Raw genomic sequence first — 13,829 nt, 5'->3', positions numbered from 1 at the left:
GTATGCGGCAATATCTCGACCTGATGCGCCATGTGCGCGACCAAGGCGCGGTCAAGAGCGATCGCACCGGCACCGGTACGCGGAGTGTGTTCGGCTACCAGATGCGGTTTGATCTGGCCGCGGGGTTCCCGCTGGTTACCACCAAAAAGCTACACCTGCGTTCCATTATTCACGAGCTGCTATGGTTTCTGCGCGGCGACACCAATATTGCTTATTTGCAACAACACGGCGTGCGTATCTGGGACGAGTGGGCCACGGCGGAGGGTGATCTGGGGCCTGTGTACGGCCGGCAGTGGCGCTCCTGGCCGGCCCCCGACGGCCGTTGTATCGACCAGATCAGGGCGTTGCTGCACCAGCTGCAAACCCGGCCCGACTCCCGCCGGTTGCTGGTCAGTGCCTGGAATCCCGCGGACCTGCCCGATGAGGGGGCCTCCCCGGCGGCGAATGCGGCCGCCGGGCGCATGGCGCTGGCGCCCTGTCACTGTCTGTTCCAGTTTTATGTGGCGGATGGCAGGCTGTCCTGCCAGCTCTACCAGCGCAGCGCCGATATTTTTCTCGGTGTGCCGTTCAATATCGCATCCTACAGTCTTCTCACTCTGATGCTGGCCCAGGTTTGCGGGCTGGCGCCGGGGGAATTTATTCACACCTTCGGTGACGCCCACCTCTATGCCAACCATATGGAGCAGGTGGCGCGGCAGTTGGAGCGAAAACCACTGCCTTCACCCACCATGCACCTGAACCCGGAAGTGACGGATCTGTTCGCCTTTCGTTTTGAGGACTTCGAGTTGCGCAACTATGAGGCGCACCCCCATATTCCGGCTCCGGTGGCGGTCTGAAATGACGGCTGCTATTGCTATAATCGCCGCGGTTGCGCGCAATCGGGCCATCGGTATCGGCAATGGTCTGCCCTGGCGGCTGTCCGGTGACCTGAAGTTTTTCAAGCAGGTGACTATGGGTAAGCCATTGGTCATGGGGCGCAAGACGTACGATTCCATCGGACGGCCGCTACCGGGACGCCGCAATATCGTCGTTAGCCGCGACCCGGACTGGTCCGCCCCCGGTGTTGAACCGGTGCCTTCCCTGGAGCAGGCGCTGGAACTGGCCCAGGGGGCTGCGGAGGCCTCCGGGGTCGGAGAGGTGATGGTCATTGGCGGGGCAGAGGTCTACCGCCAGCTGTTGCCCCTGGCGACCCGGCTGTACCTGACCGAAGTGGAGGCTGAGGTCGCCGGAGACGCTTTTTTCCCGCCACTGGGAGAGGGCTGGAAAGAGGTGACCCGAAGCTGTTACCCGGCTTCGAAAGTGGATGAATACCGATACTGCTTAGTTCAATACGACAGGTTAAAATAAAAACAACTTGATTAAATCATAATCTAACTGGTAGTTTTGCTTACTAATTGTACAAATAGCTGACTGCAAATGTGTGCGTAACACCCGGGATTGTTACCCGTTCGTTACCTTGCTACTCATGCAGGTCGATGGGAATCATCGGCATTTGAATAATCAATTCGGCTGTTTACAATGTGCGGCTCTTAGCTGTCTTCAAACCAAAACCCAACCGCGTTGTGGCAGCTAATCCATCGCGACCATGTTGTGAAATATCGAACCCACTGGGGGGTCTAATGAAAACCAAGCGATTCATGGCTGTGGCGCTGACCACTGCGCTGTCTGCCGGCGCACTCTATGGCGGCGTAGCCACTGCGGATACACTCGACAATGTTCTGGCGGTTGGCCAGCAGCGTACCACCGCTGCTCAGGCTTCCCAGAAGCGCATTGACAAGATCGCCGAAGAAACCAGCAGCCTGCTGCAGGACTTCAAGGTGGTCAACAAAGAGATCGACGGTCTGCAGGTGTACAACCGTCAGCTCGAGAAGCAACTGGCCAACCAGCGGACAGTGCTCAACGACCTGGACGAATCCATCGAGAATGTGACTGTAATCGAGCGCCTGATCCAGCCGCTGATTCTGCGCATGCTGGATGGCCTGGAGCAGTTCATCAAACTGGATGCCCCATTCAAGCTGGAAGAGCGCCTGGGCAACCTGGAAGGCGTCAAGTCCACAATGGATCGCTCCGACGTTTCCGTGGCGGAGAAATTCCGTCAGGTGCTGGAGCTCTACAATTTCGAAATGGAATACGCGCGCAAGATAGACAGCTACGGCGCGACCCTGGATGTGGACGGTCAGGAGCGCGAAGTCAACGTGCTGCAGATCGGGCGTATTGCACTGGTGGCGCAGACCACTGACTCCAAGATTTCCCTGGCCTACGACAAACAGCAGAAGGGCTGGGTCGAAATCGATGCTGGCGAATACCGCCGGGCCATTCTGCAGGGGCTGAAAATCGCCAAGAAACAGGCCACCACTGATATCCTGACCATGCCGATCCCGGCTCCGGAGGCTGCGCAATGAATACCTCTATCGCCAAACGCCTAGTATCCATGACGGCCGCCCTGGCCGCGGCTGGACTGATCAGCGTTACCGCTGTGGCGCAGGAAAAAGCCGCCACCCTGGATCAACTGTTGCAACTGGTGCGCAGCGCCAAGATCTCCGAATCTGCAGAGCACAAGAAGCGTGAAGCCGACTTCAGACGCCAGAAAGCCAATCAGCAAAACTTGCTGACCCAGGCTGAAAACACCCGCGATGCGGAAGAGCGCCGCTCGGCGGAGCTGGAGAACCAGTATCAGGAACAGGAAACCCTGGTACAGCAAAAGCGTCAGCAACTGGATGAGCGCATGGGCTCCCTGAAAGAGCTGTTCGGTCACTTGACCTCCACCGCTGGCGACCTTCGCGCCAACCTGGACAGCTCTATAGTCTCCGCCCAGTATCCGGGCCGCACCGAGTTCCTCGACTCTCTGATCGAAAAGATGAACTCCCAGACCAAACTGCCCACCATCGAAGAGATAGAGCGTCTCTGGTATGAGCTGCAGCGTGAAATCGTGGAATCCGGCAAAGTGGTCAAGTTCAGCGGTGCGGTGATCAAACCGGATGGCGAGCAGGCGGAGCAGGAAGTGGTTCGCGTGGGTAACTTCAACCTGGTCTCGGACGGTCGCTACCTGGAAATGACTGACGCCAATAAGATGGCCGAACTTATCCGCCAGCCGGACAGCAAATACCTGTCCATGGCCGCCGATCTGCAGGCCGCAACCTCCGGCTTCCACGCCTTTGGTGTCGACCCGACGGGCCCTACCGGTGGCTCCTATCTCAAGGCCATGATCAACACCCCGGATTGGGTTGAGCGCTGGCATCAGGGTGGCCCTGTGGGTTACATCATCACCGCCGTGGGCGCCTTCGCTATGCTGCTGGCCATCTGGCGCCTGATCGCGCTGTCCGGCATGAGTGCCAAAGTGACTGCCCAGCTGCGCTCCTCTACCCCCAACACCAACAACCCGCTGGGTCGTGTGCTGGCGGTGGCCGAGGAGAACAAGGGTATCGATGGAGAGACCCTGGAGCTGAAGATGGAGGAGGCGGTACTGAAAGAGCGCCCCGCAATCGAGTCCGGTCTCAACCTGTTGAAGATTATCGCTATGGTGGCGCCTTTGCTGGGTCTGCTGGGTACCGTGACCGGTATGATCATCACTTTCCAGGCGATTACCATCTTCGGCGCCGGCGATCCCAGGGCCATGGCGGACGGTATCTCCTCAGCCCTGATCACCACCGTGCTGGGCCTGTGTGTGGCTATCCCGACCGTTCTGATGCACACCATTGTGAACGGCCGCGCCAAGCGTATCCTGCACGTTCTCGATGAGCAGAGTGCCGGTATCGTGGCGGAAAACGCCGAGCGTAAATAAGAGGAGGCGGCAACATGCACGCATTGATTGACGCATGGGCCGCCGTCAACGCCTTTATGGCGTCGGGCGGGCCAGTACTGCTTCTGATCGCCGGCCTGACCTTCTTTATGTGGACGCTGATTTTCGAGCGGGTGTTCTACTTCAACCGAAGTCTCAAGGTCGATGTGCAGGGTGCGGTGGACCAGTGGGAGGCGCGCCCTGAGCGCAAATCCTGGAGCGCACACCAAATCCGTCACGCAATGGTTTCCCGGGTATCCGAGAAGATTCAGGACAATATGGACATGATCCAGGCCTGTGTGGCCCTTGCCCCCCTGTTCGGGCTGCTGGGTACGGTTTGGGGTATGATCAATGTTTTTGAGGTTCTCGCGATCACCGGTGGTGGTGATGCCAAGCAGATGGCCAGTGGTGTTTCCATGGCAACCATTCCCACAATGGCGGGGATGGTTGCGGCACTGTCCGGCGTGTTTGCCAACACCTATCTCACCCGCAAGGCGGAGCGCGAAACCCAGCTGCTGGAAGACCATCTGACGATGGATCACTAAGGCACCACACGAGGCGAACAGCTGCGCCTGTCCGCCGTGAAGGTTTAGCAAGCCGGATATTTTCGCCGGGGTGCCCATGGCGCGGCCCCGGCGGGAAAGTTCGCTAAGAGAGTTGCAATGAGCAAGAAACAAAATACGGCAGAAGAGGAAGCTGGAGCGATTGACCTCACGCCCATGCTGGACGTGGTGTTCATTATGCTGATCTTCTTTATCGTCACCGCGACCTTTATCAAGGTGCCGGGCGCCGACGTGATCAAGCCGGAAGCGACGACCGCTGAACTCAAGACCGCCTCCATTCTGGTAGCGATTAACGAAAACAACGAAGTCTGGATCGCCAAGGAGCGGGTGGAAGACCGCATGGTCAAGCTCACCCTCGAGCGCCTCTACGCGGAGAATCCGAAGGGGTGGTTGGTGATTCAGCCCGACAAGAAAGCGAGTGTCGAGAAGATTGCCCTGATCGCCGATGCGGCCAGGAGAATTGGTATCGAGAAAGTTTCGGTCGCGACAGAAAAGAGTTGACAGCTATGAATCCGGTAAGATTAACAGGGGCGGGTGCGTTGGCACTGGCTACCACCTTTGGTCTGATCTTCACCATGCATCAGCTGATTGAGGCGAACATGAAAGCTCCGGAAGATGTGGAGCAGATCAAGATTGCCGATGTCGTGATGCCCGAGCAGGAGATCGAAACCCAGTACGACACCAGTAAGCCGGACAAACCGGACGAGCCGGAGGAGCCGCCACCCGAGGCGCCGGAGCCGGAGTTCGATGATCCGAATCTGGACAACAGCATCAATATTGCTGCGCCGCGGACATCGGTTGACCTGAGGGTTGGCGGGATCGGCGGTTTCGCCAGCGAGGGCGACTATCTGCCCATCGTGAAGGTCGCGCCCCAGTACCCCCGGCGGGCGCTGCAGCGGGGTATCGAAGGCTATGCAATCGTCGAGTATACGGTGACCAAAAACGGTTCTGTGCGTGACCCGCGGGTGGTGGAAGCCTATACTTTGGATGGCAATCCGACCACTATCTTCAACAGTGCAGCGGTCAAGTCTGCATTGAGATACAAGTACAAACCGCGAGTGGTTGATGGTGAGCCGATCGAAGTACCCGGTGTGAAAACCAAGATCAGCTTTACTCTGGACAAGAGCTAAAGGGGAGGCCTATGAAATTGACCACCATGGCGAGAGGGTTTTCCAGATTCGTTCTGCGTACCTCCGTGGCTCTGCCTCTGGTACTGGCACCGGCGGCGAGTGTCACGGTGCTTGAGGCGCTAGGTGTGTCCGCGACCTTCGCCCAGGCCGAAGCGCAAAGCGACCAGAAAACGCGCAAAGTGCCGGCGATGCGGGAAAACGTGTTCAAGAAACTGGGCAAGGTGCAGGAGGCTGCGGATGCGCAGAACTGGCCCGCCGCCCTGGCCGCGTTGCGGGACATGGAGGCCGGCAAGAGTAAATACAATGCCTACGAAGTGGCGCAGATGTATTACTTCTACGGCTTCGTATACTACAGCATGGAGCGCTATCAGGACGCCATCAACGCCTATAAGCAGGTGCTTGCGCAGGGTGTGGAGAATATCCCGGTAGGGGTTGAGTTGAATACACTCAAAACCATCGCGCAGCTGTACCTGGCCACCGAGAACTACAAGAGTGGACTGGACTATCTGAATCGCTGGTTTGCCGCCGCCGACAAGGTGAACGCGGAGGACTATGCTCTGCGCTCCCAGGCCCACTACCAGTTGGGTGATGCGGCCAGTGCACTGGCCGACGTCAACCGAGCGGTTTCCATGTACGAGAAAGATGGCAAGGTGCCAAAGGAGAGCTGGCTGAGCCTGCAGCGCTTTCTCTACTATGAAAAGAACGATTACAACAAGGTGATCGATATTCTCGAGAAGCTGGTGAAGCACTACCCGAAAGGGGAGTATTACAAGCAGCTGGCGGGCATGTACGGTGAACTCAAGCGGGACAGGGACCAGCTCTATATGATGGAAGCGGCCTATGCCGCCGGGGCGCTGCAGAAAGAGAAGGAACTCCTGAATATGGCCTATCTCTACATGGGTAACGATACACCCTACAAGGGTGCCAAGGTTATCCAGAAGGGGTTCGATGAGAAGAAGATAGAGCGCACTTCCAAGAACCTGGAAACCCTGGCCCAGGCTTACCAAATGGCGCAGGAGTTGCAGAAGTCGATTCCGCAGCTTGAGGCGGCGGCCAGATTGTCCGACAAGGGTGATCTCTATGCGCGACTGGCCACCATCTACCTGGACCTGGACCAAAACCAGAAGGCAGTGGAGGTGGGTTCCAAGGCGCTGAATAAGGGCGGTGTCAAACGTCCGGATCAGCTTTACATTGTGATAGGCATGGCCAATGCGAACCAGAAGAAATACGACGCCGCACTGGTGAGCCTGAGGAAAGCACTGAAAGACGAGCGTTCCAAGAAGTTCGCCGAGCAGTGGATCAGCTTTGTGGAAGGTGAAAAGAAGCGTGAAGAGCAGTTGGCTATCTGACCGGATTCGCTTTTCGACGCCAAAAAGGCCGCACACTACTGTGCGGCCTTTTTTTTGATGATTTCCTGTCTATCTTTCGGGCAACCTGACTAAATGTCGAACTATTAATGAGAATTATTTGCAAATTCGCCAAAATCAGTTATTAATGAACTTGAGCTGATCAGCTTTTTCATGGCCGCCCTGTCGGCCGACCATTTAAACACCCGACAAGAATAAGGAGAGGTGTTATGGATAGAGCTTGTTCAGCAACTCCCTGGACCCAGTTCACACCCACTGCTTCCGCCCTAGCTGTGCGCAACTGGCTGCTGGCCGCTGTTGTGACTCTGTTACTGATAAGTGTGATGAGCCAGCTGATCGCCACGGATTATCAGTTGCCGCAAGCGGAGCCAGGTCCACCAGTCGCCGATGTGCATCTGCCCAAGTTAATACCGACGGTAGAGCCGTACAAACCGCCGGTACCCGTTACCGATCCCCAACAACCGCCACCACGCCCACAGACTAAACAAACGGTAGAGCCGACGACGATTAACGTTTCTCTGCCGCCACCGGTACCGGGGGACAACCCTATTGACACGACCGCGGTCAGTCGCGATCCGCTGCCGGTATTTAAGCCAGCTCCACGCTATCCGTCGATTGCGTTGCGGCGTGGACTGGAGGGCTATGTAGTGGTGGAGTTCAGCATTGGTACGGCGGGCAATGTACTGAATCCTCGGGTTGTCGGCGGCTACGACAGTGCGGGCAATGTCACCGATGTGTTTAACCGTGCGGCCCTGGCGGCGGTGGCGCGGTTCAAGTATCAGCCGCAGTTGGAGGATGGCGAGCCGACCGTACGTCACGGTGTGCGCAACCGTATCCGCTTTACCCTGGCGGATTAGCACCCTGTTATAGAGTTTTCGGATACAGGTGCTAGTTGCCGGGATAATAGCAGGCCACTGGTAAAGTCTTTACCAGTGGCCTGCTATTCATCATCCAGTGTCCGCACAGCGCCGCGGTCGGCGCTGGCGGCCAGCATCCCATAGGCCCTCAACGCCTTGCTCACCTTCCTTGGGCGCATCTGCGCCGGGCTCCAGCCGCGGGCATTCATGGCCTGGCGGCGCCGCTCCAGCTCTGCATCATCGATGTCCACCTCTATGGTGCGCGCGGGGATATCGATGCGGATACTATCCCCCTGTTCGACGAGGCCAATGGCCCCTCCGGACGCTGCCTCCGGGGATACATGGCCGATTGACAGACCCGAGGTGCCGCCGGAGAAGCGGCCGTCGGTAATCAGGGCGCAGGACTGGCCCAGGCCCTTGGATTTCAGGTAACTGGTGGGGTAGAGCATCTCCTGCATCCCCGGTCCGCCTTTGGGGCCCTCGTAGCGCACTATCACCGCCTCCCCTCCCTGCACCTCTCCGGCGAGGATCTGTTCCACTGCGGCTTCCTGGCTCTCGACTACGCGCGCGGGCCCGCAGAAGTGCCACAGGGCCTCATCGACGCCGGAAGTCTTCACCACGCAGCCATCTGGAGCGAGGTTGCCAAACAGCACTGCCAGGCCGCCCTGGTCGGAATAGGCGTGCTCCACCGAGCGGATACAGCCGCCCTGGCGGTCCTCGTCCAGACTCCCCCAGCGTGTGGCCTGGCTGAAAGCGGTCTGGGTGGGGATGCCCCCGGGGCCGGCGCGGTAGAAATCGCGCACTGATTTGTCGTCGGTACGGCGGACATCCCACAGTTTCAATGCCTCGCTCAGGGAGTCGCTGTATACCGTGGGTAGCGAGGCGTCCAGCAGACCGCCCGCCTCCAGCTCTCCCAGAATGGCCATCACGCCCCCGGCTCTATGCACATCCTCGATGTGGTATTGCTGGGTATTGGGCGCCACTTTGCACAGCTGTGGAATCCTTCTGGACAACTGATCTATATCCGCCAGGGAGAAATCCACCTGGCCTTCCTGCGCCGCTGCGAGCAGGTGGAGAATGGTGTTGGTGGAGCCGCCCATGGCGATGTCCAATGCCATGGCGTTGAGGAAGGCCCCCCGGTTGGCGATAGCCCTGGGCAGCGCCCTGGTGTCTTCCTGCTCGTAATAGCGTTTGGCGAGGGCGACTATTTCGCGGCCCGCGCGCAGGAACAGCTCCCGGCGGTCGGCGTGGGTGGCGAGGAGGGTGCCGTTGCCGGGTAGTGCCAGTCCCAGCGCCTCGGTCAGGCAGTTCATGGAGTTGGCGGTAAACATACCGGAGCAGGAGCCGCAGGTGGGGCAGGCGGAGCGTTCGTACTCGGCCACCTCCTCATCCGATGCGCTGTCGGTGGCCGCAATGACCATCGCATCCACCAGGTCCAGCTTGTGCTCCGAAAGCTTGGTTTTGCCCGCCTCCATGGGGCCACCGGAGACAAAAATGGTGGGAATGTTCAGCCGCATGGCGGCCATCAGCATGCCGGGTGTGATCTTGTCACAATTGGAAATACACACCAGGGCGTCGGCACAGTGGGCATTCACCATATACTCCACCGAGTCGGCAATAATTTCACGGCTCGGCAGGCTGTAGAGCATGCCGTCGTGACCCATGGCGATACCATCGTCCACCGCGATAGTGTTGAACTCCTTGGCGACTCCACCGGCTTTCTCGATCTCCCGGGCGACCAGCTGACCCATGTCCTTCAGGTGCACATGGCCCGGTACGAACTGGGTGAAAGAGTTGGCCACCGCAATAATGGGTTTGTGAAAGTCGTCGTCTTTCATTCCGGTGGCACGCCACAGAGCGCGGGCGCCAGCCATGTTGCGGCCGGCGGTGGAGGTTCTTGAGCGGTATTCAGGCATCTTGGTCAGTCCGCTGAAACAGATAAAATGGGGGCTAGCTTAACAAAAAAGCGCCAAATTCGGGACAATTTGGCGCTTTACGAAAGCTAATTGGTGTTTCTTAGGATACAGATCCTGCCTGGATGGGTCCAGGCGGCCGCTTGTCTCTAGGCCAACCGTTTTTGGAGTACGCGGGAATTTCGCTGAATATTGTAGAGAGACTTCCGCGCCGCCGGTAAATCCTGCACCGCAGCCACCGTAAAGCCCTGTTCGACGAACCAGTGCTCTGCCTGGGTGGTGAGCACATAGAGGGCATCGACACCGAGTACCCGCGCCTGCCGCTCCAGGTGGTGGAGCAGCTTGGCCCCGCGGCGGTTGCCGCGAAAGTCCGGATGGATGGCGACACAGGCGATCTCCGCGGCCACGGCCTCGCCTCGTTTATCCCGAATGGGATAGAGCGCAGCGCAGGCTACTGGTGTGCCGTCCACTTCCACCAGGGTGAAGTGGTCAATCTCGGCCTCCAGCTTTTCCCGCGGGCGCCGGACCAGTATCCCCTGCTTTTCCAGCGGGCGGATCAGCCCCAGAATACCCCCCACGTCGGTAATGCGCGCACGTCGCACCACCTCGTAGCTGTCCCGGTAAATCATGGTGCCGGCACCCTCGCGGCGAAACAGTTCCTGCACCATCGCCCCGTCCTGGGTGTAGCTCAGCAGGTGGGCGCGCGGAGTGCCGGCGTTACAGGCGCGGATGGCGCAGTCGAGGGCACTGGACTGCAATGCCTCCGCGCGCTGCTCGGCCTGTACCAGGCTCAGTTCAAATAGCGGTTGGCCGTCCATCAGCAGCTGGGGCGCACGGCGGAAAAGCACCAGCTTCTCCGCCTGCAGCGCGCGCGCCGCCTCGGCGGCCAGTTCCAGATAGTTCACATTGAACAACTCCCCGGTGAGCGACGTGCCCAGGGGTGACAGGAGTACCAGTGCCCCCTGTTCAAGAGCGAGATTGATGGTATCGGTCTCCATGCGCCGCACTGTGCCGGCCCAGCCCAGATCTTCGCCGTCCAGGACGCCGATAGGACGCGCGGTGACGAAGTTGCCGGAGACCACTTTGAGGGCCGAGCGCGCCATGGGTGAGTCCGGCAGCCCCTGGGAGAAAGCGGCCTCGATATCGAAGCGCAGTGTTCCCACGACGGACTTGATCACCTCCAGTGTGTCCCGGTCCGTAACCCGGATATCGCCGTGAAACTGACAGCGGCGGCCGTGCCCGGCCAGAGCCTGGTTGACCTGTGGGCGCGCGCCGTAGACCACCACCAGCTTGACCCCCAGGCTCACCAGCAGGGCCAGGTCGTGCACCAGATTGCGAAAATTGGCGTGCTCCAGGGCCTCGCCGGGGAGGGCGATCACCACAGTACGGCCGCGCAGATCGTTGATGTAAGGCGCCGCATGTCGAAACCAATTGAGGGAGGCGTTGGTGTCGCTCAAGCTCAATTCCCCTGTCGTTAACTTTTACCAGTGCGCCTTTAGGGCCAACTCAGTTAGTGTGAACAGGCCCGGACAGGGCGCCGGTTTCCCCTTGCAAATATAAGCTTACAGGCAAAACTTGGCGATCAGTCCGCGCAGTATGTCTACCATCGGCTCTATGCGCTCCTGTCCCAGATACTCGTCGGGCTGGTGAGCCTGATCGATATCGCCGGGCCCCAGTACTATGGTGTCCATGCCCATGCGTTTGAAATAGGGCGCTTCGGTGGCGAAGGCGACGCTTTCCGCCCGGTGTCCGGTGAGTTTTTCCGCGGTTTGAACCAGCTCGCTGTGGCGATCCTGCTCAAACGCCTCGGTGCCGTCAAACAGTGCCCGGCATTCCAACTGCACCTGTTCTTCACTGACACTGTCCTGCAGGCGCCGCTCCAGTTCCCCGCACAGATCTGCCAATGCCATGCCCGGCAGAGGGCGCAGGTCAAACTGTAATTCCGCTGAGCCGCAGATGCGGTTGGGGTTGTCACCGCCGTGGATACAGCCCAGGTTCATGGTGGGAACCGGCACCGCAAACCCGGGGTTTTGGTAGCTGTCCTGCCACTCGGCTCGCAGCGCCAGCAGCGCGCCAATGGCCTTGTGCATCGCCTCCAGCGCGCTGGCGCCCAGGGCCGGGTTGGAGGAGTGACCGGAGCGCCCGGTGATCTGCACCGCCTGCATGGTGATGCCCTTGTGCATATGCACCGGCTTCAGGCCTGTGGGTTCCCCCACCACCGCGTAGCGCGCGCGCGGGCGGCCGGCCTTTACCAGAGCCCTGGCACCCGCCATGGAGGTTTCCTCATCGGCAGTGGCGAGAATGATCAGCGGCTGCCGCCGGGGCTTGTCGAGAAAAGTCTTGGCGGCTTCGATGGCCAGGGGGAAAAAGCCCTTCATGTCCGCAGTGCCGAGCCCGTACAGGCGGCCATCGCGCTCCCGCAACTGGAAGGGGTCCGACTGCCAGCGCCCCTCGTCGTAGGGGACCGTATCCGTGTGTCCGGCCAGTACCAGGCCGCCGTCGCCAGGGCCGCCTGCGGATAGTGTGGCGATCAAGTTGGCTTTGTGGGGCTGCCCCGGCAGCGGCAGGATTTCGGCTTTGAAACCGAGCGTTTCCAGCCAGGCGGCGAGCAATTCGACCACTGCCAGGTTCCCCATATCCAGTTTGGGGTCGGTGGCGCTGACACTGGGAAGTGCCACCAGTTGCTGTAGCTGCCGCATCAGGTTTGGAACTGTCGCCATCGTCCGCCTCACTCTGTGCTGTTCCTACACAAGGGTCCACATGATTGGCCGTCAACCGGGCAGGCAAACCCTTGGCCTTTCCATTGGATCGCCGATATTCAAATAGTGGCGCAACAGCCTCTGGTGTGAAAGTCGGTGTCGCTTAATCCTACAGGCCGGCAGCTGCTGTTCTGGTGCGGCCCCGGTTGTAGCGGCTACTGGCAACCACCGCCGCCACGATGACCACGCCGCCAACAAAAAGCCGGGTAAGGTCGGTTTCGCGATTCCAGAGTAACAGATTCACCAACAGCCCGGCGGGTACCAGTGCGTTGTTCATGGCCGCCAGGGTAGCGGCGGATACCTGGGTGGCGCCTTTATTCCACAGAAAATATCCCAATCCGGAGGCGACGATACCCAGCCATAGGAGCACCGTCCACTGTTCCACCGTGCGGGGGTAGTTGGGAGTCCCGAGTCCCCACCAGGCGCCGGTAGCTACCAACAGGGCTCCCAGGTAAAACCAGCCGAAGGTCTGGCGCGCCGGCAGGCGGGGATGGGTTTGTGCGAACCGCCGATAGGCGACCTGGCCGAACGCGAAGCAGAGATTGGCGCCCTGTACGACACAAAAGCCGCGCCAGAAATCGCCGGACAGATGGTCCCAGCGAATGATTGCCGCCCCAAATACCGCCACCGCGGCAATCAGCAGATTCCAGCCCGACAGCTGCCGCGTCAGCAGGTCGTAGATCAGTGCAAGGTACAGGGGTGTAAAGATGGTAAACAGCAGTACTTCCGGCACACTAAGCAGCAGAAATGACTGATAATAAAACAGGTACATCAGCCCCAGCTGGACCGCGCCTATACCCATCAGGGCAAAGGCGCTGCGGGCCGGCAGACCGCGCCATTGCAACAGCGGTAAAAATACCAGTGCGGCGAGAAATACCCGGCTCAATACCGAAAAATAGCTGTCCACCTGTCCGGCCAGGTAGACGCCGATCAGGCTGAAAGAAAAGGCCCAGAGGGCGGTGACAAATAGGAGTAGTGGCATTGGAAGAAAGGTGTCTCGTGGGCGATGGTCAGCGCCGGGCGCTGGCCTGCCTGTGGCAGTGCCTGGGCCGGGTGAGCGAATTTAGTTTTACCGCCAGCAATGGCCCCGGCTCTGCCACCGATTGGCACGGTCACGGGCGTGGTCAGGTTGTTGCCGAAACAGCGGCCTCACAGTTACTGTTCGAGGAAAGCGCGCATTTTACCCATAGCGACGGGCGTCGGGTCAAAATGCAAAACCGCTATCGCTGGACCCTGTTGCAGGACAGCCTGAAGCTGGAACACCTGCGCCGCGCTGTGCCGGTACTCTTGTTTGAATTGGCGCCAGTCACCGCCCACGGCTTCCGCCAGGTGACTCCCCATCATTGCGGTCGCGATACCTATACCGCTGAACTGTTACTGCACCGGCCGGATATCGAGCTGATCTGGCAGATACAGGGACCGCATAAAAATGAGCGGCTGCATTACCACTACTGGTGAACAA

At 59.5% G+C, this 13,829-nt stretch carries 14 protein-coding genes; 10 read left to right on the top strand and 4 right to left on the bottom strand.

What is annotated here, in order from left to right; genetic code table 11:
- Positions 1-2: 2 nt before the first annotated feature.
- From ABVT36_RS03175 to ABVT36_RS03135, 9 genes are all read left to right on the top strand, one after another.
- The gene (locus ABVT36_RS03175; protein ID WP_368455231.1) at positions 3-836 is read left to right on the top strand and encodes a thymidylate synthase; all 834 of its coding nucleotides are present in this window, start codon (positions 3-5) and stop codon (positions 834-836) included.
- Between the two features lies 1 nt (position 837).
- The gene (locus ABVT36_RS03170; protein WP_368455230.1) at positions 838-1,347 is read left to right on the top strand and encodes a dihydrofolate reductase; all 510 of its coding nucleotides are present in this window, start codon (positions 838-840) and stop codon (positions 1,345-1,347) included.
- 272 nt (positions 1,348-1,619) lie between these two features.
- On the top strand, positions 1,620-2,402 hold the full coding sequence (locus ABVT36_RS03165; RefSeq protein ID WP_367148624.1) for a DUF3450 domain-containing protein: 783 nt from the start codon (positions 1,620-1,622) through the stop codon (positions 2,400-2,402).
- Positions 2,399-3,781 carry a MotA/TolQ/ExbB proton channel family protein gene (locus ABVT36_RS03160; RefSeq protein WP_367148625.1) on the top strand — a complete coding sequence of 461 codons (1,383 nt, stop codon included), beginning with the start codon at positions 2,399-2,401 and terminating at the stop codon, positions 3,779-3,781. The genes ABVT36_RS03165 and ABVT36_RS03160 overlap by 4 nt, the downstream gene beginning before the upstream one ends.
- 14 nt (positions 3,782-3,795) lie before the next feature.
- Positions 3,796-4,323, top strand: coding sequence for a MotA/TolQ/ExbB proton channel family protein (locus tag ABVT36_RS03155; RefSeq protein WP_367148626.1), 528 nt, complete (start codon positions 3,796-3,798; stop codon positions 4,321-4,323).
- 117 nt (positions 4,324-4,440) lie between these two features.
- Complete coding sequence (locus ABVT36_RS03150; protein ID WP_367148628.1) at positions 4,441-4,842, top strand: ExbD/TolR family protein; 402 nt, start codon at positions 4,441-4,443, stop codon at positions 4,840-4,842.
- A 5-nt stretch (positions 4,843-4,847) separates the two neighbouring features.
- Positions 4,848-5,471 (top strand): energy transducer TonB, encoded by a 624-nt coding sequence (locus tag ABVT36_RS03145; protein ID WP_367148629.1) that lies wholly within the window; start codon positions 4,848-4,850, stop codon positions 5,469-5,471.
- A gap of 11 nt (positions 5,472-5,482) precedes the next feature.
- A complete protein-coding gene (locus tag ABVT36_RS03140; protein ID WP_367148630.1) occupies positions 5,483-6,820 on the top strand; it encodes a tetratricopeptide repeat protein in 1,338 nt (445 codons plus the stop codon).
- Positions 6,821-7,047: 227 nt separating this feature from the next.
- Positions 7,048-7,695 (top strand): TonB family protein, encoded by a 648-nt coding sequence (locus ABVT36_RS03135; RefSeq protein WP_368455229.1) that lies wholly within the window; start codon positions 7,048-7,050, stop codon positions 7,693-7,695.
- Between the two features lie 83 nt (positions 7,696-7,778).
- Here the strand turns inward: ABVT36_RS03135 and ilvD are convergent, their stop codons facing one another.
- The 4 genes from ilvD to ABVT36_RS03115 form a co-directional block, all read right to left on the bottom strand.
- Positions 7,779-9,611 carry a dihydroxy-acid dehydratase gene (gene ilvD, locus ABVT36_RS03130; protein ID WP_368455228.1) on the bottom strand — a complete coding sequence of 611 codons (1,833 nt, stop codon included), beginning with the start codon at positions 9,609-9,611 and terminating at the stop codon, positions 7,779-7,781.
- A 146-nt stretch (positions 9,612-9,757) separates the two neighbouring features.
- Positions 9,758-11,065 (bottom strand): amino-acid N-acetyltransferase, encoded by a 1,308-nt coding sequence (gene argA, locus ABVT36_RS03125; protein WP_368455227.1) that lies wholly within the window; start codon positions 11,063-11,065, stop codon positions 9,758-9,760.
- Positions 11,066-11,170: 105 nt separating this feature from the next.
- Entirely contained in the window at positions 11,171-12,328 is a 1,158-nt protein-coding gene (argE, locus tag ABVT36_RS03120) for an acetylornithine deacetylase (protein WP_368455226.1), read from the bottom strand.
- Between the two features lie 148 nt (positions 12,329-12,476).
- A complete protein-coding gene (locus ABVT36_RS03115) occupies positions 12,477-13,349 on the bottom strand; it encodes a DMT family transporter (RefSeq protein ID WP_368455225.1) in 873 nt (290 codons plus the stop codon).
- Between ABVT36_RS03115 and ABVT36_RS03110 the strand changes: the two genes are divergently transcribed.
- The gene (locus tag ABVT36_RS03110; RefSeq protein ID WP_368455224.1) at positions 13,349-13,825 is read left to right on the top strand and encodes a DUF6314 family protein; all 477 of its coding nucleotides are present in this window, start codon (positions 13,349-13,351) and stop codon (positions 13,823-13,825) included. The genes ABVT36_RS03115 and ABVT36_RS03110 overlap by 1 nt on opposite strands.
- Positions 13,826-13,829: the final 4 nt, after the last annotated feature.

The organism is Microbulbifer sp. TYP-18, assembly GCF_040932045.1.
Classification (GTDB): Bacteria; Pseudomonadota; Gammaproteobacteria; order Pseudomonadales; family Cellvibrionaceae; genus Microbulbifer.
Note: the sequence above shows the minus strand (reverse complement) of the source record. Positions and strands in the feature narration are given on the sequence as shown.

Coding starts and splice junctions, on each gene's coding strand:
- ABVT36_RS03160 (WP_367148625.1), top strand. CDS start 2,399: ATGAATACCTCTATCGCCAAACGCCTAGTATCCATGACGGCCGCCCTG.
- ABVT36_RS03115 (WP_368455225.1), bottom strand. CDS start 13,349: ATGCCACTACTCCTATTTGTCACCGCCCTCTGGGCCTTTTCTTTCAGC.
- ABVT36_RS03150 (WP_367148628.1), top strand. CDS start 4,441: ATGAGCAAGAAACAAAATACGGCAGAAGAGGAAGCTGGAGCGATTGAC.
- ABVT36_RS03155 (WP_367148626.1), top strand. CDS start 3,796: ATGCACGCATTGATTGACGCATGGGCCGCCGTCAACGCCTTTATGGCG.
- argE (WP_368455226.1), bottom strand. CDS start 12,328: ATGGCGACAGTTCCAAACCTGATGCGGCAGCTACAGCAACTGGTGGCA.
- ilvD (WP_368455228.1), bottom strand. CDS start 9,611: ATGCCTGAATACCGCTCAAGAACCTCCACCGCCGGCCGCAACATGGCT.
- ABVT36_RS03140 (WP_367148630.1), top strand. CDS start 5,483: ATGAAATTGACCACCATGGCGAGAGGGTTTTCCAGATTCGTTCTGCGT.
- ABVT36_RS03135 (WP_368455229.1), top strand. CDS start 7,048: ATGGATAGAGCTTGTTCAGCAACTCCCTGGACCCAGTTCACACCCACT.
- ABVT36_RS03165 (WP_367148624.1), top strand. CDS start 1,620: ATGAAAACCAAGCGATTCATGGCTGTGGCGCTGACCACTGCGCTGTCT.
- ABVT36_RS03175 (WP_368455231.1), top strand. CDS start 3: ATGCGGCAATATCTCGACCTGATGCGCCATGTGCGCGACCAAGGCGCG.
- ABVT36_RS03145 (WP_367148629.1), top strand. CDS start 4,848: ATGAATCCGGTAAGATTAACAGGGGCGGGTGCGTTGGCACTGGCTACC.
- ABVT36_RS03170 (WP_368455230.1), top strand. CDS start 838: ATGACGGCTGCTATTGCTATAATCGCCGCGGTTGCGCGCAATCGGGCC.